This is a genomic window from Ancylomarina euxina (assembly GCF_003863355.1).
GTDB classification, from domain to species: domain Bacteria; phylum Bacteroidota; class Bacteroidia; order Bacteroidales; family Marinifilaceae; genus Ancylomarina; species Ancylomarina euxinus.
This window is the reverse complement of sequence record NZ_QQWG01000013.1, coordinates 1-25170: the sequence shown is the minus strand read 5'-3', so window position 1 is coordinate 25170 and position 25170 is coordinate 1. Positions and strand designations below refer to the sequence as shown.

Genomic DNA, 25170 nt, shown 5'->3' with positions numbered 1-25170 from the left:
GTAATAGATAATAAACAAAACAATCAAATATTATTGACCTATGAAGATGAGATCTAAATTTTTAGTTTCAGCCTCCCTAATTTTAGCTGGACTAATTACGAGCCAAACGGCAAGTGCAACTGATGGCTATTTTAGCCTTGCCTATGGAACGCAAAACAAAGGTATGGCTGGTGCAGGTATCGCCTGGTACAAAAACTCACTAATTAACGGCAACCCAGCTTCTTTAGTGAAACTAGGTAACCAATACCAATTTGGTGTTAACATGTTTAACCCAAACCGTGAGTATACTGTAACTGGTGAAAAGTCAGGAATGCCAGGAACCTTTGGCTTAGCTACAGGAACTGTTGAAAGTGATAGCAAAGTCTTTTTCATGCCTACTTTTGGTGCGAACTGGTTATTGAATGAGAAAAGTAGTTTCTCTATAGCTGTTTATGGTAATGGCGGTATGAATACTGATTATGCGCCTAAAAATGGTTTTGGAACTTTCGGTATGCCAAACGCTGATACAGGTGTTGACTTAGGACAAATGTTTCTAAACTTAAGCTATGCCTATCAGGTAAGTGAAAAACATAGTTTTGGTGTAACAGCTATTGCTGCTTACCAATATTTCGAAGCAAAAGGAATCGGATCATTTGGAATGATGTCAAGTGATGCTACTAAATTATCAGACAACGGTCATGACAATGCTTACGGATTAGGATTCAAATTAGGTTATTTAGGTCAATTATCTGAAAAAATAAGCGTTGGAGCCAGTTACCAGACTATGGTCTATATGAGCGAGTTTGGTGACTATGCCGGACTTTTTGCCGAGCAAGGTGATTTTAATATTCCTTCAACCTGGACAGTTGGTTTAGCATACCAGGCTAATGAGAACTGGGTATTTGCAGCTGATTTCAAACGTATCAACTATACTGATATAGCATCAGTCTCAAACCGAATGTATCTACCACAACTTGCCAATGGAGCTCCAAATCCTCAATTCTCACCTTTAGGTACCGATAATGGTGCTGGTTTTGGATGGGAAGATATCAATGTTTACAAAGTAGGTGCTGAATATGCAGGAATTGATACCTGGACTTTAAGAGCAGGTTACTCACATTGTGATCAACCAATTCAGAAATCAGAAGTGCTGTTTAATATCTTAGCTCCTGGGGTTATGTGCGATCACATTACTTTAGGTTGTTCTAAGGAATTAAATGAAAAAGGAAATGCCTTACATTTCGCTCTTGTTTACGCGCCAGAATGTTCTGTTAAAGGATACAATCCAATGGATTTCGATGCAGCACAAGCTATGCAAGGTAATATGGTACCAAACCAAACTATTGAAATTAAAATGAGTCAGATTGAATTGGAAATTGCTTATTCATTCTAAGCCATATTTTATTTGAGAATACCATTCTCAATCCACAAAAAACGCCACATTCACATGTGGCGTTTTTTTTATAACTAAAATTCGAGACTTAAAACATTAAGTCGAACTTCAATTCAAAGTTGTTATGAATAGTTTTGTCTCCTAAATTATCGAAGAAAGAACCCGAACCATACTTTATATCAAATTGAGTACGATCAATAACGATCAAACCACTCATATGGTGTGAATCTCCATGTTGATGTGAATTTACTTCAAACTCCAAAGGCTTGGTAATCCCTTTAATACTAACCTCCCCTTTTACGAGTAACTTTCCATCCTTTAAATTCTTACTCTCTTTTATCACAAACTTTGATTCTGGATATTTTGTCACACCAAAAAAGTCTTCCGATTTTAAATGCTCCTCAAGTTTACCACGATATTTTTCATCCGTAATATCTGTATTTGCTATACTGCCCATATCCATAACAAATTCACCACCTATAATTTTAGTCCCTTTCATCATCAAGTTACCAGACTTCAACATCACTGTTCCACTGTGCTCGCCTGTCACCTTTTTTCCCGTCCATACCACCTTGCTTTTGTCAAGATTTAAATCCATCTTTTTTTGAGCACTAAGGCTTGTAGTTAAAAATGATGCTACCATTACAAATGCCAATCCTAATAATATTCTTTTCGTTTTCATAGTATATGAATTAATTTATAATCCTTATTTAAACTAAATTTAAATATACATCTATTCTTAAATATGAAAAAATCATATTTGTTAAGCACTTGTTAATCTTTAATTAAGCATCATTAAAAGTAATGTAAGTGTGAAAACGAAAAAAAACTTCAAGAAAAGCTTGTTATATAAACCTCAGAATACCTATATTTGCAGGGTCTTTGAGACAAAACGGACGTGTAGCATAACTGGATAGTGCACCTCGTTACGGCCGAGGAGGTTGGGGGTTCGAATCCCTCCATGTTCACATATTTAAAAGAAAGAATCTTCCATATTTATTGGAGGATTTTTTTTTGCACTAGATTTTAGGGATGAAAACCCCATTGGGGGTTCGTAACATGTTTATGACGAACGAAGTAAGGAAGCATCCCTCCATGTTCACTTAATAAGTCATCAGGAAATTGGTGTGTTTTTTTATATCCAAACTTTTAAAACCTAAAAGAGATGAGTTGGATCAACAGTAAAAATTGGGTTTTATAATTTCGAACATGAATTTTGGTAAACCTAAACAGGAAAACCTTATATCTGTAATACAAACTCTTTTTTTCTTTATTTACTTTTCCTTGATGAAAAGTAACAAAAATCAATGGCTCCGGCACTCAGTGCCCCATAACGGCTCAAAAGGCTAAACTCGTTCGTACATCACTCAGACAGCATTCTGTTTTTAACGCCTTTTTCACCTATGGGGCCCCCACTTGCGTTGCCGAAGCCAGAAATAAAAATCGGCTTCTCGAACCTAATCATATTTTATCAAAATGATTTGGGCGGGTTTTGTCAGCCTGACGTGAGGCGTGCTACTGTTGCATCGATATGGAGGAAGCGAGGATCAGGCTGACTTGATTTTTAATTCGCTAACTAAAATACTAAGGTGCTCATATGCCCAGCGGCTCTAGCGAAAAATTAAAAGATAATCTTACATATTACTTGGGATTTTTTCATGCACAAATTTTCAAACCCTAAAAGAGACAGATAATCAAGGGTTCGTAACACATCAATGAGCGAGATCTGAATAATTTCATCCTTAACTTCATAGAAGATTTCAGCGGCTAATTCTCAAGGCATAGAATCACGACTTTAAAATGTGGAAAGAAAACGCGATATTTAGTTAATCCAGCTTAAAATATCTTGATAAAGCAACATGTCTAATCAAAAACAAAACCTCTACTTCATTGCTCTTATTCCTCATAAGGAACTTAGAAATCAAGTTCAGGCTTTGAAAGAGAATATGCAGGAGCGTTTTAATGCCAAACATGCCCTAAAATCACCCGCTCACATTACGCTCCAGATGCCCTTTAGAATTCATAAGAATAATGAACCAATCTTAATAGAAATATTGCGCAAAACTGCAGTAAATCAGGATGCATTTGAGATTAAGCTATCTGGATTCGACTGTTTTTCACCCAGAGTCATTTTTGTAAAAGTAGTTGATCATGATCCCATCAGTCCTATTCATGAAAAACTCATCAGTCAATTAAAAGAGAAAATGGAGCTTGGAGAAAAGGTAATCAGTCAGAACATTCACCCTCACATGACCATTGCTACCAGAGACTTAAGTGTTGAAAATTTTAACTTAGCCTGGAATGAATTTAAGAATAAGACATTCGATGGATCATTTTTGTGCAAGAGTCTATTCCTCTTAAAACATAGTGGGAAACAATGGGATATTTACTGGGAATTTCATTTTAAAAGCTAGTATTTTAAGGCAATACATTAAGGCCTCGTAAGCAAATGCTCACGAGGCTTCTCTATTGATCCTACTCTTTATTTTATAAGCTTTTAAAAATTGGCTCAAGACTAAATTTAAACTCATAATCTTGCGCTGGAACAGCATATTGCTCATAGGGTCTTGCTCCCCATGAGTTATCACCTGCAACACCCATCATCTTAAAATCAAGGTTTATAAATACCCCATCTTTCTTCACAATATCATTTGTGTGGCGAAAATCCTTGTGTGTAAGCTGATCAAAGTCTTCAAGAGGATTGTGAAGTGCTGAAAAACCAACTTGAGGCTGGCCACTTATACGAATTCCCAATCCATTCTCATTAGTCAACTCAAACCAACGAACCTCTGTTTTATAACCATTTTCCTGAGGTCGAACGTAGTTAAAGTACTGATCTGCAACTTTACTTTTATAAAGCCCAACAAAAGTTCCCCTATTCCTATCAATATAATTTTCATGTGGTCCGCGACCAAAGTATTCCAGATGATTAAATTGAACGGGTAAGTCAAATCGAACACCAAATCGAGGTAAATCAGGAAGGTCTTTCTCTCCTATTTTCAATGAACAGCTCACGTCTATTTTTCCGGCTCCCGTTAGGGTGTATGTCACGCTTTGAGTCGACTTTACCTTTGGAAACTTGTATTCGACTTTTACAAAAATCTCACCTGATTCAGCTTGAGAACATACAAAGTTTGATAATTGCGTTGAATTTGAAACCTCACGCCAAATACCCAAACGCTCAATCATATTCGATCCTTTATCATTATCGTTAGGAGCTCTCCAAAAATTAGGCGAAATTCCTTTTTGAATCAACTCCTCATCTCCAATTTTATAAGAAGTCAGCATACCTTTTTTCTTATCAAAAGTGATCTCAAACTTATCTCCCAATATACTTACAGTTTCAGTGCTTTCTTTTAATGTAAGTTTTGAGTCTGTTTTTACAGTTTTCAGGCTTTCTGTAATAAAAGGTAGTTGAAATTGATCGTGAGCCACCTCAAAACCTTTGGGTTTAAATGGTTGATCAATAGCCAAAACAACAGAAAAATCGACAAAGTACTCAACACCAGCTTCGGCTTTGATTTCCGAAAGAGGAAGTCTTACTTCTTTGCTACTCTGGGCTTTTATATTAAAGTTCTCAAGCACACCTGAGTTAATTTCCTTTCCATTAGCCGATAACTTCCACTTAATCAGATAGTCCTTTAAATCGATAAAATCGTGAAAGTTCTTAATCAGGAAACATCCTTCCCTAAGATCTACCGGATAAAACCTGACATTTTGATAAGCATATTTAACCTCCCACATCGCTGGATGGGCTGTATAATCGGCAGAAATAATTCCATTCACCAAAAAATTGTTATCCGATGGCATACCCTGTGGTCCATAATCACCACCATAGGTCCAATAATTATCTCCCTTTTCATCTTTCTTGACCAAGGCCTGATCAATCCAATCCCATATGTAACCACCTTGCAACTGTATGTTTTTTTCATCGTAAATCACATTCCATAAGTCAACTAAGTTTCCTGAACTATTCCCCATAGCATGTGAATATTCACTGATAATCATGGGGAGACTTTGCTTTTTAGAAGCATATGCTTTCAGATGTTCAACACCTGGATATTGGGGACAATACAAATCTGTGTTGGGTCCCATAATAGCTCGTTCGTAATGAATTGGTCGTGAAGGATCACGCTCTTTAATCCATTTGTACACAGCTGTGAAGTTATCGCCATCTCCTGCTTCGTTCCCCATAGACCAAACAATAACCGAAGGGTGATTCTTATCACGCTCGACCATTCGGATATTACGATCGAGATGAGCTCGCTTCCACTCTGGATTCTTTGCTAATGAATGCTTGCCATAGTACATGCCATGTGATTCAATGTTGGCCTCATCGGTTATATACAAACCGTATTCATCACACAACTCATAAAAGCGTTCGTCGCAAGGGTAATGACTATTTCTTACCGCATTGATATTGAACTGCTTCATCAATGCAATTTCCTTAAGCATGCCTTCTTCACTCACGACATGACCTTTAAACTGATCGTGTTCATGACGATTAACACCCTTAATTAAGGTTGCTACACCATTGATGTAGAAAACGGCATCTTTAATTTCAACCTTACGAAAACCTACTTGGGATGTGAGTACTTCTTCGGTATTCCCATTTTTATCTTTTAAGGAAATGAGTAAAGTATAGAGATTAGGCGTTTCGGCCGACCATTTTTCAGGGGACGGCAATTCCTTTTCAAACCTCATCCAAAGCCTTGGTTTTCTATCAATTGGAGCCTTTTGCGAATCAACAACCAGCAATTCTCCTTGCTTATTTACAAGACGGTATTCGATCTCATAATTCCCTGAACATAAATTGTTAACATGGTTTTTTAATTCCATATCTAAAGAAAAAATGCCATTTTTATATTGAGAATCCAGATCAGCATGAACGAAAAAATCACGAATACGTACCTTGGGTGTTGAATACAAATAAACATCTCTTTCGATTCCACTGATTCTCCAAAAATCCTGACATTCCAGATAAGATCCATCAGACCAACGGTAAACCTCAACGGCTAAAACATTATCTCCTTTTACAAGATATGGAGTAATATCCCATTCTGCTGGCGTTTTACTTCCTTGACTGTAGCCCACTTTTATGCCATTAACCCAGATATACATGGCCGATTTAACAGCTCCAAACTGAATAAAAACCTGACGACCATCCCAATTATCAGGTATGGTAAAATTTCTTCGATACGAACCCACAGGGTTATAATCATGTGGCACTTGACCTGGTTTCTTTGGATATATTTTATCCACAAACTTAATCTCATCAGAAATTGGCGCTTTATAATCGGCAAATTCATACTGATGATTTACATATATGGGAATACCATAACCTTCAAGTTCCCAATTGGCTGGCACTGGAATATCATCCCAGGCAGAAACATCATAGGCAATCTTGTAAAAATCCTGTGGACGGTCAGCTGGCTTTCTTACCCAGTTAAACTTCCAAACACCGCTTAAACTTTTATAATATGAGGATTCATTTCTTTTTTTAGTCAGGGCCTCATCAATACTCCTAAAGGGCATTAAAGTCGCATGTGCCGCTTCTTTATTCTGGTTAAACATCCCTGGATTCTCAACATCCAGAAGACTATCTCTAACACTCTTTATAGACTCTGCATAAATATCTTTTACAGGATAAGATATTAACACAAATAGTACAATCAACACATGTATAAATTTACGCATTCCCAGTTTATTTATTATTATTTTACATTCAACACACCAGTACCAGCTAGTGTGACACTAAAATAAATGATTTTATTTTCCAAACGACTTAAACAATATAAAATCAACTTCTAACAAAAAATGGCGAACAACTGATACTAAACCATAAAGATCCAGAACCAGCCATTCGCCATAATAATTATAATCTATGTTTGTTGAGTTTAATGTACTTCTAATTGACCTTTTGAGTCAGCTTTTTTAAGATTACGAACGCCTGTTGTACCTCCACCATTTAAAGTCAAATCAATTGGCTTATTGGTTTTCCAGGCACCTCGTGTAAAGTCAGGAATCTCAATAGAATTCGATTTATTGGCAATAGACCATTCACTCAATGGTGTGATACAAGACCATGATGCGGCATCGTACACATCCATATCCATTGGTAAACCATTACGCAAACAATCGATCAAACGCCAGTCCATTACGAAATCCATACCGCCATGACCACCAACTTGTTTGGCCATTTCACCAACTCTTCGGATAATCTCTGGTGTGTATTTATCTTCCAGTTCTTTAAATTTCGAATCATCAATCACATTATGTCCGAAGGCAATATGTTGCTTAGGCCATTTTTGTGCAAAGCACTTGGTTCCACTAAGCATATGAATTCTTGAGTAAGGTCTTGGAGAACTGATATCATGCTGAATCATAATGGTACGTCCCATATTGGTACGAATCATTTGCATATCCATATTTCCTCTCATTTCCCAGCCTACAAATTCCTCAAAGAATGGATCTTCTTTAGCCATTTCGGCAATTCGGTTCTTCAAGGTGAAATCGTCTGACATCATAGAGGTCAAATAATCCATTTTATCACCACGATTGATATTCATTGCTTGACAAATTGGTCCCAATCCATGTGTAGGATACACATTCGCCTTACGCTTGTTTTCGTGCAAACGCCACATTTTTGTGTAGGCACCATCTGTCATTTTATTATCCTTTGGTTTATTGAAATGCCAATAATCCAGATCATGAATATAGGCACCTTCACCATGTATAAGATCACCAAAAGCACCTTGTTGAGCCATACTAATTGTTAACATTTCGAAGAAATCATAACAACAGTTCTCAAGAATAACGCAATGTTTGCGAGTACGCTCTGAGGTTTCCACCATCTGCCAGCATTCATCCATCGTTTTAGCAGTAGAAACCTCAACAGCCGCATGACTATCAGCTTCCATTGCTGCAATAGCAACAGGTACGTGCCATTCCCATGGTGTTGCAATATAAACCAGATCAACCAAGCCACTCTCACACAATTCCTTGAAACCTAAATCTCCTCCAACAAATTCTTTGGCCTTTGGTAAACCTGCATCAGAAAGTATCTTCTGTCCACCATCAACAGCTGCCTGTCTGGTATCACAAAGTGCCGTAATCTCAACACCATCGATATAAGTCATACGCCTTACAGCCCCTGAACCACGATCACCAATGCCTACGAATCCAACACGAACCGTATCGAGTTTTGGAGCCGCATAGCCACACATATTAAAACTCATTGATGGGTTTCTTGAAGCCGCAGCTTTAATATAAGCCAAATTACTTTCATCTTTAGTGCTTGAACAAGCTGCCAGGGGCGCTGCCGCAAGCACTCCAGCTCCAAGAGCCAAATTACCTAGGAATGATCTTCGGGTGGTTGCCATAATTCTAATAGTTTAATCTTTTTAAAATATTTTTTCAGAGCTATAAAAGAGTCATCTTCATTCAGTGTATCTTATTTTAAACTGCCAAATTAAATATCCTACTGTTTAATACCTCTATATTACAAATTTTCTTCTTAACAATTGACATCGAGTTTAAAGTCGTTTTTACGACACTCTAACATGCTTATCAATCATTTATTCAAAGTCCTAACTTGATGCTCAAAGATATCTTCAATCACCATAAACAAGGGGGGACATTTTTTTCAAAAAGGGTAAAAAAATGAGCAATTAGGTCGAAAAGCCTATTCCACATGGTCAGGATAACGATACAATCTTCCATTCTAAATAAGACAGGAGCAATTCATTAGCTATCTTTCGCAAACAAGATTCCCTATATTTGAATAAATCAAGCTTAAAAAAATGACCAAATATATTATAGTAGGACAAGGCTTAGCTGGTACCCTTCTTGCCTACCGAATGCATAAAAATAAAATCCCATTTAAAATCATTGTTGACCCGGCACAGAAATCTGCCTCAGAAATTGCTGCAGGACTCATCAATCCTCTTGTCTTTAAACGTCTCACAAAAAGTTGGATGGCTGATACCCTTTTTCCAAAAATGTATGAGACTTACTCGGAGATGGAGGAATTGCTTTCGATAAAATTCATCAAACAAAAAGAGATGATTAAACCTTTAGCAAAGCAAGATATTCCCATGTGGCAAAAGCGAATCGATCAAGGTAAAATGAATCATTATATTGATCGAATTGATAAGAATCTAAAACTGGACGGGTTTAAAGAGATTGAGCATTACGGTGCACTCATGCAAACAGGCTCATGCAATTTGAACCTATTAATTCTATCCATGCGTCATTTCTTTAAACAGCATAATTATCTCATTGAAGATCACCTCAAAATTGATGATGTCACATTTACTGATAAATATGTGCATTGGAAAGATCTTTCTGCTGAAAAAATCATATTCTGCAGAGGTTATCAGGATGCTAAAAATGCTCTTTTTCCTGCTGATAATTTTTATCTCACAAAGGGAGAGTTAATCGAAATTGAAGCAAAATCTTTGTGTGAGGATTACATTCTGAATAAAAACTTATTCGTTCTTCCTACCGGAAATCATCACTTTAAAGTTGGAGCAACCTATCAATGGGATACTATAAATGAAGAAACCAGTGAAGAAGGAAAGTTAGAACTGCTCACCAAACTTGATAAACTTATTGATACAGATTATACCATTCTGAATCATTGGGCTGGTGTGAGACCGACTGTGAAAGATAGACGACCGATTCTTGGCATTCATCCACAGAACGATCGTTTAGCTATATTCAATGGACTTGGAACCAAGGGTGTTATGCTGGCCCCCTATTTCTCGGAACAAATGCTTGAATTATTGGAAAACCCGCAAACTGAAATCAACGAGGAAGTCAAACTTGATCGATTTTTCTAAATAAGAGTAAAGAAAAAGGCTGTCTCAAAGAAAATCCAATTGGAATCACTTTGAAACAGCCTTAAATGTAATTTTTAGCTTATGCTTACTTCACATCCTCTTCAATCCATTTAGAACGATTCGGATCTTTAGGCGCACTCACCTTCTTACTTGGCTTCTCTTTTAGTTCTTTCAAAAGCATTTCTACAGCTTTCTGAATAGAAGGATCGATACCTTTTGCCACCTTATGAGGCTCGTCGTAAACCTCAACATCAGGGTAAACACCAATACCTTCGATAATCCACTTCTGGTTTTCATCGAAAATACCAAAACGAGGTACCGCGATATAACCACCGTCAACAAGACCTGCATTACCCGACATACCAACAAGTCCACCCCAGGTACGCGTACCAATCAGTTTACCTAGTCCTTTCTTTCTGAAATAGTATGGGAATGCATCACCTCCTGAAGAAGAATAATGATTAATCAGCATGGCTTTTGGTCCATCATGAGCAATACCTGGAGTTTGAGTCGGTTCTAAACCTCTACGATGCCAATACGAAAGCACATTACGATCCAATAAATCTGCCATATGATCAGGGATAAATCCTCCACCATTATAGCGGTCATCAATAATCAAAGCTTGCTTGTCGTGATAGGCATACATGCCTCGGTGCAACTCACGATTCCCTTCTACAGCTGTGTTAGGCACGTGGATATAACCGATTTTACCATCAGATAATTGGTTCACCATCTCACGACGCTCGTTCACCCAGTTTAAATACATCAACTCCAGTTCAGAAGCGATAGGCGTAATGGTGTAAGTTTTTGCTCCTTCTAAACTTGGCCTAGAATTCACGGTAATTTCAATCATTTTATCAACCGTATTCTCCAAATACAAGTAAGGGTTTACTTCCAGACTCAAATCATGTCCATCAATGCTCAAAAGGTAATCCCCTTCTTTCACATTCACCCCTTGTTCTGTTAAAGGTGATCTGCGGTTTGGAGTCCAATTTTCACCCTGATAGATCTTAGAAATGATATACTTTCCAGTTTTAGTATCAGCCTCAATCTTTGCTCCCAACAGTCCTGTTTCCAATGGCTTCACTTTTTCAAAGTCACCATAATTCACATAGGCATGACCTGTATTGGTCTCCGAAATAATTTCGCCAATAATATAATCCAAATCTGCACGATGGCTTACGTATGGTATCAACTGATTGTATTTGGCTTTAATTTGAGCCCAATCAATTCCTTGCATATTGGCAACATAGTAATAGTCACGGAAGATTCTCCAACCATCGGTATAGATTTGGTTCCATTCTTTCTTAGGATCGATTTTCATTTCCAAATCATCCAAATTCAATTGTCCATCTCCCACTTTCTGCCCCGCATTAATATCAATTATTCCATAGGCAGAATCATAACGATACATGATTTTCTTACCATTACCCGAAAGTGAATAATCAGAAACTCGATCTAAAATAATCTCATCCTTTTCCTTTTCAATGGTATAAAGGTGCAACTCTCTATTGCTTGCATAAAGGATTCCACCATCAACAGCAGTTAAATTACCATAGTCTCCTGATGACATAGGGAAAACTGAAATACGATCTGAAATACCATCCAAATCAATCTCAATCTTGAAGTCAGACTTTGATTCCCCTTTCTTATCTTTCTTTTTGTCTTCAACTTTTACTTCTTCAATATCGTTTTTCAAAGCAAATAATTTCGGACCATTATCCTTTAAAGATATCGCATAAATACGAGTTGCTTTATTATACAAATAATTGAATTCAAAGCTTGAGAAGTTCAAATTGAAATTACGATTGGATAAGAAGAAGATGAAATTACCATCTTTAGAGAAAACGGGTTCTGAGTCACTAAATGTATCATTTGTCAACTGGAAATTCTTACCATTCTTTAAATTGTAAACCCAAATAGCAGATTGGCTATTTTGACTTTCTTTTGAATAGGTTATCCACTCCGAATCTGGCGAAAAGTTATACTCAGTAATTTCGTTACGATTAGCCGTATCCACCACTTTGACTTTTCCACTTTCAATATCAAGATACTTCAGTTTCAAGCTACGATCAAAAAAGAGTAGATATTTACTGTTGTCAGACCATTTAGCATCGTACATCCAAGCTGATGATCCAGAAGTGATTTGCTTCGCTTTAGCTCCTTTTTTATTTTCAAGTAAATAGATCTCGTACTCACCTGTTGCATCAGAATAATAAGAAATATATTTACCATCAGGTGACCAAGTTGGTGCTGTTTCGCGTACGCCCTGAGTTTGAGTTAAGTTGATGCTAGGTCCATTCTTAGCTGGAACTGAGAAAATATCACCACGGGCATCGAGTAAAGCACGCTTACCCGAAGGAGAAACGGCAGAGCCCTGAACAAAATCCTTCACATTCTTATAATAAGGCAGAATATTCGGATTATCGAAATGAATGTTAACAATAACACGCTCTTCTTTACCCGTTTCGAGGTTCAACTTAAACAGTTGTCCTCCATTTTCATAAACAAGTTGTCCATTCTCACCTGAAGGCCACATCACATCAAAAGTCTTGTGGTAGGTCATCTGAGTAATCTTTCTAGTTGGAATATCATACTTATAGATATTCAACTTCAAATCACGATCGGAAGCAAAATAAATCGCATCCTTATACCAGGAAGGAATCTGATCTGATCCTACAAATTTAGTAATACGCTCCGATTGATCATTCTCCAGATTATAAATCCAAAGGTCGGCTGCACGTCCACCCTTATAGCGTTTCCAAGTACGGAATTCACGTCCAATTGGTGCGAAACACATTTTTTTAGCGTCAGGAGAAAAAACGCCCATTCCACCTTCTGGAATCTGCAATGGCTGCTCTAAACCTCCATTTAAACTCACCTTATAATAAGTTCCAATTCTTTCCCCAAAAGGTGTCCGGTTCATACGCACTAAAATTGACTGACTATCAGGTGTCCAATCCAGTACCACATTATCGAATCCACCACGAGGTGGCATTAAACCAACCGAATTGTAATAGGTCAACTGGCGTGGTGTCCCACCAGCCGCTGGCATCACATAAACCTGACGACTTCCAGAATATTCACCTGAAAAAGCAATCCATTGCCCATCAGGAGAAATTTTTGGAAACAGCTCCATGCCCTTATGAGACGTTAATCGAGTCGCATCACCACCTTTTGCATCCACCGACCAAATATCGCCAGCATATACAAAAGCAATTAAATTTTTATTCACATCGGGATATCGCATCAAGCGAGCATCTTTTTGTGCACTCACACTGCCAATCATGCCCATAATAATGAGAAAGAGTGCAGCAATTTTCAGATTCTTTTTTTGCATTGTCTTCTATATGTTTGTGTTAAGATATAATCAGATTATATATGTACAGTATAAAGCTCAAAGCTACAAAATCAATTATCTTACAGAAAGAGAATAAGCTTAATTAATTATGGAAATAAGATCTTTATTCAAGAGATAAGGTATTCGCTATTTACATCCTTTTATGAATCCATCGAGGTAATAACTTCATAACAATTGCTACTATTTGCCAACGTCTGGAGATATATCCCATGCCCTTTTTTCTTTTTATAAGACTATATATTTGCTTAGCAGCCTTTTCTTTGCTCACAAGCCAAAATTGTCTTTTCCCCGCTGACATTTCTGTTTCAACAAAGCCAGGACGTATATCGGTTATATAAATGGATTTTCTAGATCGGTAAGCTTTTTGTTTTAAGGCCTCCAAATAGCTTATTTGATAGGATTTTGCTGCATGATAGGCTGGTGCAACCCTATACCCACGCAGGCCTGCTACTGAACTGATGGTAACAAAATGTCCCTTGCCTTGTTTTTCGAAAAAACGATAAGACCAATCGGCTATCTCAGTAAAAGCCATTACATTCAATTTATTAGCACGGTTTTCGACCTCGAAACCCGGATTACCATTTAAATGACCTATGCCTGCACTAAAGATTAATAAATCCAGTCCCCCCAGTAAAGAGACTAATTCTGATATTCTTTCAGAGCTACTCTCCTTAGTACAGTCAAAATATCTGATTTCTAAATGCTCTGGATGATTCTGTATTAATTCCTCAATGCCATTTGTATGTAAACCTGTTAAACCTACTTTATAATTGTTACACATAAATAATTTAGCAAGTTCCTTGCCAATACCAGAGGTTGCACCAATTATAATCACTTTTTTCATCTACATGTCATTTTAAACCAATTCACTTATAAAATTTTCAGATATTATAAAGTTAAAAATTTATATGCGGTGAAAGATGATTTTTTGAACAAGAAGCAAGCTTGATCTGAAAATAAATGAGCAAGCAAAACCATAGGCCTCACTTGCTCATCAATCAATTTCGTCAATAAACTATGGTACGAGAACAGGAACCTGCTCCAAATAAGATTTTCGTAGGTCATCACTTCCCATAGCCACATCTCCAAAGAAAGTTATTTGGGTATCTATGCCACAAAAACCAAAAACACCCGCATCATTCACCCTCACCTGAGCCTTATGCATTCCAGTTTGTTCGTAATAGATATCAGGTGTTCCTGTATTAATAATAACTCTAGCAGAACGTCCACCTAATAAGCCTTTGGGTCCCTCTGGTCCATATTGAAAAGCCACTCCATTTGCAAAAACACGATCAATAAAACCTTTCAAAATAGCTGGCATTTGCCCCCACCATAAAGGATAAATAACACTGTAATGATCAGCCCACTTTATTAATTCCTGATAGGCAAGGATATTTTTTGGTGTTTCAATTTCAGTCTGTATATCTGATGCCTTTAAAACTGGGTCGAATTGATCTGCATACAAATCAATCATTTTTATTTCGTGCCCTTTGGCTTTAGCCGTATCAAATAACTTATCTGTTACTGCTTTTGTAAAACTATCTGGATTAAAGTGACTGTAAATAATTAGGTGCTTCATTTTATATGTATTTAATGGATCTAAAAAATTCACTAAACAAACCTTAAATCAATCTCAACACAAAAACAGAGCTTGAGGTTTTCGGATGTTTATATCTTAAAACTACATAGAATTTGAACAAATCGACACATTTCTATTGTTAATAAATCCTTAAAAGAGATTTCTTTTAAAATAGATTGAATTAAAACACTCACTACCAACAAAATCCCCACAATATAATTCAACTATTATTGAACAATTAATTATACCTTAAGCTTGTAAACAAAAACCACTAATTATGAAAGAACTTGTACGTTGTCGTCCCTGTGGCTATGTCATGGAAAAAGATAAGCTTGGCGATGTTTGTCCAGCTTGCGGACTTCCGCATAAAGTGTTTGAACCTTACAGAGAAAAAGTATCACTGAACCGATTAATGCTCTTGAATCTTGATTTACACCCCATAGCCATTCACCTCTCTCAAAGTTTTATGGCACTCATACCTCTTCTATTACTCAACCAATTGCTATTTCCCAATTTCTATTACACGGAATCTGCAGTTGTCATCAAATTTTGCATTGCTCTACTCCCATTATGTATGCTACTAGCTTTTATAACAGGTATTATAGATGGTATAACTCGATTTAAAAGTTTAAAACCGCCCTTACTTCGAAATAAACTCATCTTTGGTGTACTCATTATTGTAGTTTCTATGGCACTTTTCCTTATGAAGAATATCGAAGGACAGAAAGTATGGTTCCTTCTCATTAGCTTTATAGGTTTAGCCCTTGCTGTTATTCTGGGTTTAATAGGCAAACGACTACTAACCGTTATATTACCTGGGAAATATATATTCCGAAAAGCAAAAGTCAAAACCAAGCAAACTATTGACTCATAAATAAAGAGAGGCCTTACAAATTGTAAGGCCTCTCTGATATATCGATTCACATTATTTTCCAAAATCATCAGGAACCTGAATGGCAATCACCTCACCTGTTACACGCACTTCTCCTTTTGAGAAAAGGCGAATATCCACTGTTACTTTTTTACCTTTTACTTCCTTAATCACACCTCTTATTTCAAGATCACTATCGATGGGTGTCGGCTTTTTGTAGGAAACTTGAAGTGATCCTGTCACACAACGGGGTGCATTATATTCTTTCAGCTCGATCCCCTTTTCCTTAGCCAAAGCCAAAGCGGCAGAACCTGTACCATGGCAATCAATAAGTGAAGCCAAGAGACCTCCATACACTGAACCAGGAATTGCTGTATGGTATTCTGACGGAGTAAATACACTCAAAGTTTCATCCCCATCCCAAGACGTTTTTAGTTGGTAGCCTTGCTCATTCAGACGACCACAACCATAACACTGTCCAAAATGGTCGGGGTAATAATCTTGTATGCCTTTCATAGGTTAAATTTTATCTATTCATTACAATCTGAAAATCAAAATAATTCTTTAAAATAGGCAAATCATTTTAAATATTGATATGATTATTAAATTACTCTTAGAGTTACTTATTTCATTAAAAAAAGCCCAAACGATCAAATAACCTGAGCGTTTAGCATCTTATAAAGAGGTTTGGAATAATTTAAATTACATACAAAAACAATAATCAGCAATATGTTTGTTATAACAATTCTATTTCCTATTGTATTCATTTCGAAAACAGTCTGAGCATTCATCGTGCAATATGAGTTTCGTATCGCAACGTTCTATAGATTGTTTCCATCCATTTTGATAGATAATTTGCACTGTCTTTTTACCAAATATCATCGATTCACCTTCTTCTAGTTTATAGGTCATTTCTTCAACAAGTTCATCATTCACATACTTTTTATAGCTAGCGCCCCAAAACTCAACAACAATTTCATTTCCTGTTGAAGCAGGAGTCTCAGTCCGTCCATCAATGCCTCCAGTAGATTCGACCCAATCCCAACTTCCAATTATTTCAGCGACAAACAGCTGTTCTTTTTCATCATCGGAGCAAGAAAATAACAGACCAACAAAGAGCACTATTAAGAATATTCTTTTCATATCACTCACATTTTTAGGTTGACAATATGTATGTTAGACGTATTTACTTGAAGTTGGTTGCGTTTAAACCAATAAGTCAGCTTTATAATCCAGGTGAGGTATAGAACTCTGGTGCTTTTCGATGCTTTGTAGCCTGCTCATATGCATAAGCGTAACGAATGATTTTCTGCTCAGAAAAAGATTCCGCAAAGAAAGACAAACCTATAGGCAAGGCGTGGACATAACCTGCAGGTACAGTAACATTAGGATAACCTGATACTGCAGCAGGTGCAGAACTTCCGCCGCCAAAATGATCACCATTTACCAAATCAATATTCCAGGCAGGGCCATTGGTTGGAGCTACTAGAACATCTAACTTATGCTTTTTGAGCGTTGCATCTATTCCTTTTTTCCCTGCTAAATCCTTACATTTCTTTAAAGCACTTAAATAGGCTTTATCATTCAGGTCTCCCTTCTGCTGTGCTAAATGCATGATTTCCTGATCGAACCATGGCATTTCAAGTTCTTTATGCTTTTCGTTAAACTGAATAATATCTTCTAAAGATGTTACTTTTAACCCTTTGCACTTAGATAAATACTTATTCAAGCCATCTTTGAACTCATAAAGAAGAACTTCATATTCATCATCCCCATATTGATTGATATTTTCCAGTTGGATATCTATCAATTCAGCACCCGCACTTTTCAGGTCATCAAGCGCCTTTTCCATCACTTTATCAACCTCACTATGGAATCCAAAAAATTCTCTAACGACACCAACTTTAGCCCCTTTTAGTGCATCAATATGCAGTCCTTCCGCATAATTGATTGATCTATTATTCGGATTCATTGTAATTGAGTCATTCTCATCTTGTCCCAACATAACTGTTAATAGTATTGCTGCATCTTTTACTGTCTTAGCCATGGGGCCAGCCGTATCTTGTGAATGAGCAATGGGAATGATACCTGTTCTACTCACCAAACCCAAACTCGGCTTAATACCAACAACTCCATTTACTCCTGAAGGACAAACAACCGACCCATCCGTTTCAGTTCCCAAGGCCGCCACACATAAATTAGCTGCAACAGCTACAGCAGAACCAGAACTCGATCCGCAGGGAGAGCGATCTAAAACATAGGGGTTATGAGTCTGGCCTCCTCGCCCACTCCAACCACTTGAAGAACGTGTACTCCTGAAATTTGCCCATTCACTTAGATTCGTTTTCCCTAATATAATAGCCCCTGCATTTCTCAACTGCTTTACTACAAAAGCGTCTTCTTCAGCAAAATTACCTTCCAAAGCCAGAGAGCCAGCACTTGTCATCATCTTATCTCCCGTATCGATATTATCCTTAAGCATAATAGGTATACCATGAAGGGGGCCTCTACTCTTTCCGACTTTTCGCTCCAAATCTAACTCTCTAGCCAAAGCCAAGGCCTCCGTATTTATCTCAATAACTGCATTAATAGCAGGTCCCTTTTTGTCTATTTGATTAATTCTATTCAGATAAGCTTTTACCAATTCTTCAGCACTTAGTTTACCTGTCTGCATCATCTCCTGCAATTCATTTATTCCACTCTCATTAAAGGGGAATTCATTAAAGGGGAATTCATTAAAATTAACTTGAATTTGATCTTTTTCTTCGGAGGGCTTTACTTGGCATGCCAATAATCCAAAACTTGAAATTAGGCTTGTTCCCAAGGCTGTTAATGAAAGAAAATGGCGACGTTTCATAGGATTAAAAATTTATTAAACTAAACAGGCTTTTAATATGAAATACTGAATTAACAATCGTAGATCTAATGAATCTTATTTCACTAGAAGCCATTAAATATATTAAAATAAGGTCGATTTATTGATTTATTTCCATAATCAAATTAAAACAAAAACCTCAATTCATGAAACGATTGGAAAGTCATATCGTATAAGTTATTAGGGATTTATACAGACTTAAGATTTGGGTTTATTAGCATAACAAATCCAAAGCATTTAAAATAAAATAAGGTTGAATCTTAGATTTTAAGTAAATTGCATACCGTGTTTGTTATTTCATGGGCAAAATAGCTAGACAAACACCCTTTAAACTGACAATGATGACACAATATAAAAACTTAACATTTCCTGCAATTTTTTCAAAAACTGTAGCGAAATTTGGATCTTCAAATGCGATGGCACTTGTTGGTCAAGAACCTCTTACATATAATGAACTTGATACCAATATAAAAGCTTTAATAGCATTCTACGAGAAACTAGGTATTCAAGCTGGGGATAAAATTGCAATTTTGAGTACCAATATGCCCAATTGGGGTATTGCTTATTACGCAACGACTTTTATGGGAGCTGTTGTTGTACCTATCTTACCTGATTTTACGGTATTCGAGGTTGAAAACATTTTGCAGCATTCTGAGGCAAAAGCCATTTTGGTATCAAAAGGCTTAACTTCAAAATTAGATACTATCAATATTGATAGCTTACAGTTCACTATTGGAATTGAGAACTTTGAATTAATCAATCAAACTGAAAGCTCAGCACAATTTGATTTATCCGCTCAAGCTGAAAAATCATATAAAGTCTGTGAGGATGATATGGCTGCCATTATTTATACTTCGGGAACAACGGGTAGCTCGAAAGGTGTAATGCTTTCGCATAAGAACATTTGTTCCAATGCAACAAGTGCCAGAAAGCTTCATCCTATAGATGAAAGAGATCGTTTTCTTTCAATTTTGCCTCTTTCGCATACCTACGAAAACACCTTGGGTTTTGTGATTCCTATGCTTGCTGGATCCTGTATCTATTATCTTGGAAAAACGCCAGTTCCTTCTCTATTAATTTCGGCCTTAAAAGACGTGAAACCGACGATCATGTTCTCGGTTCCTCTGATTATTGAAAAAATCTACAGAAGTAAGATTTTACCTTCTATTAATAGTAAAGCCATAACCAGAAATCTATATAAAATTCCTTTTTTCCGCAAAAAGCTGAATGCCATTGCTGGAAAAAAGCTGATGGAAACATTCGGAGGCGAATTAACATTCTTTGGTATTGGTGGTGCCAAATTAAACGACCAAGTCGAATTGTTTTTACGAGAAGCTAAATTCCCTTATGCCATTGGTTATGGTCTGACAGAAAGTTCTCCCCTATTAGCTGGTATTGGTGTGAATCACACGAAATATCGTTCTACAGGTCCTGCTCTGCAAGGCGTTGAACTTAAAATCAATAATCCTGATCCACAAACTCAAATTGGTGAAGTTTGGGCAAAAGGTGATAATGTGATGATGGGTTATTATAAAGATCATGAAAAAACAAAAGAAGTGCTTACCGAGGATGGCTGGTTTAAAACAGGTGATCTGGCTAGAATGGACAAAAACAATTACCTCTATATTGAAAGCCGATTAAAGAATATGATTGTTGGTGCCAGCGGAGAAAATATCTACCCTGAAGCCATTGAATCACTTATCAACAACTTTAAGCATGTGGTTGAATCTGTTGTAGTAGAACAAAAAGGCAAATTAGTCGCTATGGTCTATTTTAACTATGAGGAATTAGAACAACAATACAAGCACCTTAAAAGAGAGGTTGAAGATTACGTTGATCAGCAAGTGGATGAATTATTAGAAGAATTACAGATTTACGTTAATTCTAGAGTTAATAAGTTCTCACAACTTCAACTGGTGATTGCCCAGGTAGATCCCTTTCAGAAAACGGCTACCCACAAGATCAAACGATTCTTATATTACTAAAGGTATACAATCATTAAAATCAAATGATATATAAATGCCCAAACTTGCAAGTTTGGGCATTTACATTTTATCCTACTGATCTTATTCTTGATTCATCATATTAGCATTTAAAAATTTCTCCATGGCTCTGTAAAATTCAAATCGGTTTTCCTGATTTCTAAAACCATGTCCCTCATTATCTTTTACCATATACTCCACATTAATCCCGCGGGCTTTCATGGCTGCAACCATTTGATCAGATTCTGCGAGGTTAACTCTTGGATCATTCGCTCCCTGTGCCACAAACAAAGGAGCCTTAATTTTATCAGCATGAAGAGCTGGAGATATTTTAGCCATCATCACACTGTCTTTAACTGGATCACCAGCCATCTCATAAAACATCTGACGGTATGGCTCCCAATAGGGAGGTATGGTATTCATAAAAGTAAACATATTACTCACTCCCACATAATCAACCCCACACTTGTATAAGTCTGGGGTAAATGCTAAACCGGCTAAAGTTGCATAACCACCATAACTGCCACCATAAATAGCGATACGATCTTTATCGGCATAACCTTCGGTAATTGCCCATTGTACGGCATCCGTAATATCATCTTGCATCTTTTGTCCCCACTGTTTAAATGAGGATTCCCAGAACTCACGACCGTAACCCGTAGAACCTCTAAAATTCATCTGAAGGACAGCATAGCCCCGATTAGCCAAAAATTGAATCTCTGGATTAAATCCCCAACGATCTCTCGCCCATGGGCCTCCATGAGGATTAACAACCAAAGGCAGATTTTTAGCATCAAGTCCAATAGGTAGAGTCAAATAACCATGAATGGTTTTCCCATCTCTACTGGTATATTTAATCGGTTTCATAGCCGCCATCTGAGATTCATCCATCCATGGACTAACGGCGTTGATGAGTGTTAGTTCATCCGTATTTTTATCGTAAAAGTAATAGGCTCCCAAAGATTTATCACTATAAGTACGAATCAAAAACTTGTCCTCATCCTTATTGGTGCTAGTAAAATAACAGTCATAAGCTGATAATTCGCTTTTCACACGATTATACATGTCCTCACTCTCCTTATCAAAAAATTTAAAATTGACCATATCGGTCGTGTATTCTGCCATAGTGAGCACTTTACGTTTTTTTGAATACGACAAGCTTTCTACATCAACCATATCGTTAGCAAATAGGGTTTCAGTTTCTTTACCTGTAGCAGGATCAAAAATGACGATTTCCATCTTATCTCTTCCAAGATTTGAGCTAGCGTACAATTTCTTGTTGTCGAAGGTGAAAAAATGAGGAGACATGGTCTCCTTAAAACTAGTCGTAATAATTGGCTTAAACTCATCCTTTTCAGTTTCACGATAAAGAACAGTTGTATTGATCATATCAGTAACTGCTGTTGCAACACGCAATTTGCCTTCATGATCCGTCATCCAACCTGAAATATTCCCAGGATTTTTATAAAGCATCGTTAACTCACCAGTTACAATATTCAATCGATAAGGGTCAAAAACTCTAGGATCTCTTTTATTCATTGAAATAATAATCTCATCAGGTATCGCATCTAAACGATCAATAATACCCGTACGAACTTTTTCAAAATCGGTAAAACAGACCTGATTCTTTCCATCAATATCAACACCATACAACTTGAAGTTTTCGTCACCGCCACTATCCTTTAAATACAGAATACGATTATCATTAGCCCAAAAATAGGCCGCAATATCTCTATCTTTTTCAAAAGTTATCTGAACCGCTTCCTGACTGCCAATTTCCTGAATAAAAATATTCATACGATCTTCAAATGGAGCCCGGTACGAAAACTTGGTACCTTCCGGAGAAATTCGATAAGAGGTTTTTTGTGGGTTCTTAAAAAAGTCTTCAAGAGCAATTTTAAGAGGTCTTTCCACTTTGGTTTCTATAGCTGTGCAGGCAAAGATAAAGATGGCCAACACAGGAACACACAAATACGTTGTACTGATTCTCATTATTTCTAATTTATTGATGAATAAATAGTTGACTCTTGAAATTACAACAATAATATTTATTAATCAATAAAATCCACGCATTATATGACATAATGAATTACTGAAATGCAAGAAGCTCCTAAAACAAAGAATTTCAGGAGCTTTTATTTTTATGTTTTTACTTCTAAAAAGTAACAACCTTTCGTTCCTTAATGAATTCTGTTAGGTCTTGTCCTGCATATTTGACAGTTATACCAAGTTCTATCAATTGATCAGCGACTCCATACTCATCGGCGCAAGCTTTACATGCCATAACATGCACACCTGATTCCATCATTTTCTTCACGTAATCTTGCAAATCTTTATCCTGAGAAAGAAGTTTTGAAGAAGGCCCCCAAACCAAAAGCGTTACATCGTCCCACCAAGCTTGTTTCTTGGCATTATACGTATACATAAATACCATCTTCATGGCAACATCCTTATCGCCACTCGTCCAAACCACAACTAACTTATCTGCTTCACTCATTTCAGTTTTATTTTTTACTTCATCATTCTTAAGATTCCCTTCCGAAGCTTTTAACATGGGTACTGATAAGAGCATACTCATCAATACAGTCAATATAAATTTATGTCTCATCTTTTTAAATCTTAATGATACAATTGATTTTATCGCTATTACAAACTCTTTATTTCATTGACCAAGTTCTGCAAACTGTCTTTTGCATTTCCAAAAAGCAAACGAGTCTTTTCTCCGAAGAATAATTCATTTTCAATACCTGCATAGCCTTTACCTCGTCCACGTTTCATAACAATGATATTTTTAGCAAGGTGGGCATTGATAATTGGCATACCTGCAATGGGACTAGAAGGGTCATTCAATGCTGCAGGATTGACGACATCGTTAGCTCCAATAACCATCACGACATCTGTATTTGGCATGTCTGGATTGATATTTTCCATTTCGACCAACTGATTGTATGGCACATCAGCCTCAGCTAACAATACATTCATATGTCCGGGCATACGACCAGCAACAGGGTGAATAGCAAAACGAACATTCACGCCTTTCCCACTCAAAAGTTCTTCCAACTCATGACAAACATGTTGTGCTTGTGCAACAGCCAAACCATAACCAGGAACAATCACTACTGACTTTGAATAAGACAACAAGATAGATGCATCACTCAAACTGATTTCCTTCATATCGCCACCTTCCTGATTAGCAGCTGAAGTGCCACCACCTCCAAAGGAACCAATAATCACATTCAATAAAGAACGATTCATGGCCTTACACATCAGTAGTGTTAAAATTGTACCAGCAGCTCCCACAAGAATACCACCCAAAATCATTGCCTGATTGTTGTAGATAAAACCTGCCATTGCAGCTGCAATTCCCGTAAAACTATTTAGCAAAGAAATAACAACCGGCATATCGGCTCCACCAATCGGCATCACAAACATGATACCATATAAAAGAGAAACGCCCAGTAATAAATAGATTACCCAGTTCAATTGCTCAGGTGTTTGGCCTGAAATCATGATATATACCGAAAGGACCACGACCACTACTAATAACAACAAATTTATATATGTCATGATTCCTGAAAAGATATCTTTCACCTTACCATCCAATTTCCCATAGGCAATCATAGAGCCACTAAAGGCAACCGAACCGATAATCAAACCCAGAATGGTAACCAAGACTGAACCCAGATTATTCATATCTGCATTGGGAAATTCGAGCAAGGCAACCAATGCCGAAGCAGCACCACCAGATGCATTAAATAAGGAAACCAATTGTGGCATAGCTGTCATTTTCACACGACGTGCAACAATCCAACCCATAACTGAACCCATGGTTATGGCTGATAAAATAATCCAGACATTAGTCAATGAAATACCGTTTCCTCCAGTATCTTTATGCAAAAGTAAGGTTGTGATCATGGCTAAAACCATACCACCACCTGCATAAAAATTACCTCGACGAGCCGTTTCTGGATGGCTTAACAATTTAAGACCTACAACAAAAAGAAGGGCTGAAATTAAATAACTTAGTTCGAGAATTGTTTCACCCAGAGTGAAATCAATCCCATTTATAGTTCCTATTATTTGTTCCATATATTCTTAATTTTTCATCTGTTCATATTTATTTCTTATTGGTCAGATGTAACTTACCATGATTTTATGATGCTGAATTCAAGCCGCTAATGCAACTATTTTATTATTAACAATAATATTATACATTTCATTTGGGGTAAGATAATTTAGACGCTTTCTAGGTCTGTTGTTTAATTTATCTTGCACCCATTTGACTTT

The 25170-nt window shown here is 36.9% G+C and carries 17 protein-coding genes, 1 tRNA gene and 1 pseudogene; 6 read left to right on the top strand and 13 right to left on the bottom strand.

Features of this window, described 5'->3' with window-relative positions:
• Positions 1–40: 40 nt before the first annotated feature.
• Positions 41–1372 (top strand): OmpP1/FadL family transporter, encoded by a 1332-nt coding sequence (locus tag DWB61_RS12475; RefSeq protein WP_125031239.1) that lies wholly within the window; start codon positions 41–43, stop codon positions 1370–1372.
• An 88-nt stretch (positions 1373–1460) separates the two neighbouring features.
• Here DWB61_RS12475 and DWB61_RS12470 read toward each other — a convergent pair whose 3' ends face one another.
• Positions 1461–2054: a YceI family protein gene (locus DWB61_RS12470; protein ID WP_125031238.1), complete on the bottom strand. Its 594-nt coding sequence runs from the start codon at positions 2052–2054 to the stop codon at positions 1461–1463.
• 212 nt (positions 2055–2266) lie between these two features.
• On the opposite strand from DWB61_RS12470, the gene DWB61_RS12465 reads away from it, so the two are divergent.
• Both DWB61_RS12465 and DWB61_RS12460 read left to right on the top strand, forming a co-directional pair.
• A tRNA-Arg gene (locus DWB61_RS12465) sits at positions 2267–2340 on the top strand.
• Positions 2341–3231: 891 nt separating this feature from the next.
• Positions 3232–3786: a 2'-5' RNA ligase family protein gene (locus tag DWB61_RS12460; RefSeq protein WP_125031237.1), complete on the top strand. Its 555-nt coding sequence runs from the start codon at positions 3232–3234 to the stop codon at positions 3784–3786.
• Positions 3787–3859: 73 nt separating this feature from the next.
• On the opposite strand, the gene lacZ is transcribed toward DWB61_RS12460, so the two are convergent.
• Positions 3860–7069, bottom strand: a complete 3210-nt coding sequence (gene lacZ, locus DWB61_RS12455) for a beta-galactosidase, LacZ type (RefSeq protein WP_125031236.1) — start codon at positions 7067–7069, stop codon at positions 3860–3862.
• Between the two features lie 200 nt (positions 7070–7269).
• A complete protein-coding gene (locus DWB61_RS12450) occupies positions 7270–8754 on the bottom strand; it encodes a Gfo/Idh/MocA family protein (protein ID WP_125031235.1) in 1485 nt (494 codons plus the stop codon).
• Positions 8755–9174: 420 nt separating this feature from the next.
• Here DWB61_RS12450 and DWB61_RS12445 point away from each other — a divergent pair, with 420 nt between their 5' ends.
• Positions 9175–10215, top strand: a complete 1041-nt coding sequence (locus DWB61_RS12445; protein ID WP_125031234.1) for an NAD(P)/FAD-dependent oxidoreductase — start codon at positions 9175–9177, stop codon at positions 10213–10215.
• An 85-nt stretch (positions 10216–10300) separates the two neighbouring features.
• On the opposite strand, the gene DWB61_RS12440 is transcribed toward DWB61_RS12445, so the two are convergent.
• From DWB61_RS12440 to DWB61_RS12430, 3 genes are all read right to left on the bottom strand, one after another.
• Positions 10301–13555 carry a S41 family peptidase gene (locus DWB61_RS12440; protein ID WP_125031233.1) on the bottom strand — a complete coding sequence of 1085 codons (3255 nt, stop codon included), beginning with the start codon at positions 13553–13555 and terminating at the stop codon, positions 10301–10303.
• A gap of 151 nt (positions 13556–13706) precedes the next feature.
• A complete protein-coding gene (locus tag DWB61_RS12435; protein WP_125031232.1) occupies positions 13707–14420 on the bottom strand; it encodes an SDR family NAD(P)-dependent oxidoreductase in 714 nt (237 codons plus the stop codon).
• 171 nt (positions 14421–14591) lie between these two features.
• A complete protein-coding gene (locus DWB61_RS12430; protein ID WP_125031231.1) occupies positions 14592–15155 on the bottom strand; it encodes an NAD(P)H-dependent oxidoreductase in 564 nt (187 codons plus the stop codon).
• A gap of 277 nt (positions 15156–15432) precedes the next feature.
• Here DWB61_RS12430 and DWB61_RS12425 point away from each other — a divergent pair, with 277 nt between their 5' ends.
• A complete protein-coding gene (locus tag DWB61_RS12425; RefSeq protein ID WP_125031230.1) occupies positions 15433–16029 on the top strand; it encodes a rubredoxin-like domain-containing protein in 597 nt (198 codons plus the stop codon).
• 51 nt (positions 16030–16080) lie between these two features.
• On the opposite strand, the gene DWB61_RS12420 is transcribed toward DWB61_RS12425, so the two are convergent.
• The 3 genes from DWB61_RS12420 to DWB61_RS12410 form a co-directional block, all read right to left on the bottom strand.
• Positions 16081–16542 (bottom strand): PaaI family thioesterase, encoded by a 462-nt coding sequence (locus DWB61_RS12420; RefSeq protein ID WP_125031229.1) that lies wholly within the window; start codon positions 16540–16542, stop codon positions 16081–16083.
• Positions 16543–16773: 231 nt separating this feature from the next.
• Entirely contained in the window at positions 16774–17169 is a 396-nt protein-coding gene (locus DWB61_RS12415; protein WP_125031228.1) for a hypothetical protein, read from the bottom strand.
• Positions 17170–17251: 82 nt separating this feature from the next.
• The gene (locus DWB61_RS12410) at positions 17252–18883 is read right to left on the bottom strand and encodes an amidase (RefSeq protein WP_125031227.1); all 1632 of its coding nucleotides are present in this window, start codon (positions 18881–18883) and stop codon (positions 17252–17254) included.
• Between the two features lie 359 nt (positions 18884–19242).
• On the opposite strand from DWB61_RS12410, the gene DWB61_RS12405 reads away from it, so the two are divergent.
• The gene (locus DWB61_RS12405; RefSeq protein WP_191984781.1) at positions 19243–20886 is read left to right on the top strand and encodes an AMP-binding protein; all 1644 of its coding nucleotides are present in this window, start codon (positions 19243–19245) and stop codon (positions 20884–20886) included.
• 81 nt (positions 20887–20967) lie between these two features.
• On the opposite strand, the gene DWB61_RS12400 is transcribed toward DWB61_RS12405, so the two are convergent.
• The 4 genes and pseudogenes from DWB61_RS12400 to DWB61_RS18020 form a co-directional block, all read right to left on the bottom strand.
• On the bottom strand, positions 20968–22875 hold the full coding sequence (locus DWB61_RS12400; RefSeq protein WP_125031225.1) for a S9 family peptidase: 1908 nt from the start codon (positions 22873–22875) through the stop codon (positions 20968–20970).
• A gap of 163 nt (positions 22876–23038) precedes the next feature.
• Positions 23039–23491 carry a DsrE family protein gene (locus DWB61_RS12395; RefSeq protein WP_225423390.1) on the bottom strand — a complete coding sequence of 151 codons (453 nt, stop codon included), beginning with the start codon at positions 23489–23491 and terminating at the stop codon, positions 23039–23041.
• A 38-nt stretch (positions 23492–23529) separates the two neighbouring features.
• Complete coding sequence (locus DWB61_RS12390; RefSeq protein WP_225423389.1) at positions 23530–24972, bottom strand: NAD(P)(+) transhydrogenase (Re/Si-specific) subunit beta; 1443 nt, start codon at positions 24970–24972, stop codon at positions 23530–23532.
• A gap of 78 nt (positions 24973–25050) precedes the next feature.
• Positions 25051–25170: pseudogene (locus DWB61_RS18020) on the bottom strand (IS30 family transposase); the annotation flags it as partial.

Bases quoted from the DNA above. Each gene is read 5' to 3' on its own strand.
- DWB61_RS12470 (WP_125031238.1), bottom strand. From the start codon at position 2,054: ATGAAAACGAAAAGAATATTATTAGGATTGGCATTTGTAATGGTAGCA.
- DWB61_RS12400 (WP_125031225.1), bottom strand. From the start codon at position 22,875: ATGAGAATCAGTACAACGTATTTGTGTGTTCCTGTGTTGGCCATCTTT.
- DWB61_RS12460 (WP_125031237.1), top strand. From the start codon at position 3,232: ATGTCTAATCAAAAACAAAACCTCTACTTCATTGCTCTTATTCCTCAT.
- DWB61_RS12390 (WP_225423389.1), bottom strand. From the start codon at position 24,972: ATGGAACAAATAATAGGAACTATAAATGGGATTGATTTCACTCTGGGT.
- lacZ (WP_125031236.1), bottom strand. From the start codon at position 7,069: ATGCGTAAATTTATACATGTGTTGATTGTACTATTTGTGTTAATATCT.
- DWB61_RS12435 (WP_125031232.1), bottom strand. From the start codon at position 14,420: ATGAAAAAAGTGATTATAATTGGTGCAACCTCTGGTATTGGCAAGGAA.
- DWB61_RS12445 (WP_125031234.1), top strand. From the start codon at position 9,175: ATGACCAAATATATTATAGTAGGACAAGGCTTAGCTGGTACCCTTCTT.
- DWB61_RS12420 (WP_125031229.1), bottom strand. From the start codon at position 16,542: ATGAAAGGCATACAAGATTATTACCCCGACCATTTTGGACAGTGTTAT.
- DWB61_RS12430 (WP_125031231.1), bottom strand. From the start codon at position 15,155: ATGAAGCACCTAATTATTTACAGTCACTTTAATCCAGATAGTTTTACA.
- DWB61_RS12410 (WP_125031227.1), bottom strand. From the start codon at position 18,883: ATGAAACGTCGCCATTTTCTTTCATTAACAGCCTTGGGAACAAGCCTA.
- DWB61_RS12440 (WP_125031233.1), bottom strand. From the start codon at position 13,555: ATGCAAAAAAAGAATCTGAAAATTGCTGCACTCTTTCTCATTATTATG.
- DWB61_RS12425 (WP_125031230.1), top strand. From the start codon at position 15,433: ATGAAAGAACTTGTACGTTGTCGTCCCTGTGGCTATGTCATGGAAAAA.
- DWB61_RS12475 (WP_125031239.1), top strand. From the start codon at position 41: ATGAAGATGAGATCTAAATTTTTAGTTTCAGCCTCCCTAATTTTAGCT.
- DWB61_RS12450 (WP_125031235.1), bottom strand. From the start codon at position 8,754: ATGGCAACCACCCGAAGATCATTCCTAGGTAATTTGGCTCTTGGAGCT.
- DWB61_RS12405 (WP_191984781.1), top strand. From the start codon at position 19,243: ATGACACAATATAAAAACTTAACATTTCCTGCAATTTTTTCAAAAACT.
- DWB61_RS12415 (WP_125031228.1), bottom strand. From the start codon at position 17,169: ATGAAAAGAATATTCTTAATAGTGCTCTTTGTTGGTCTGTTATTTTCT.
- DWB61_RS12395 (WP_225423390.1), bottom strand. From the start codon at position 23,491: ATGAGACATAAATTTATATTGACTGTATTGATGAGTATGCTCTTATCA.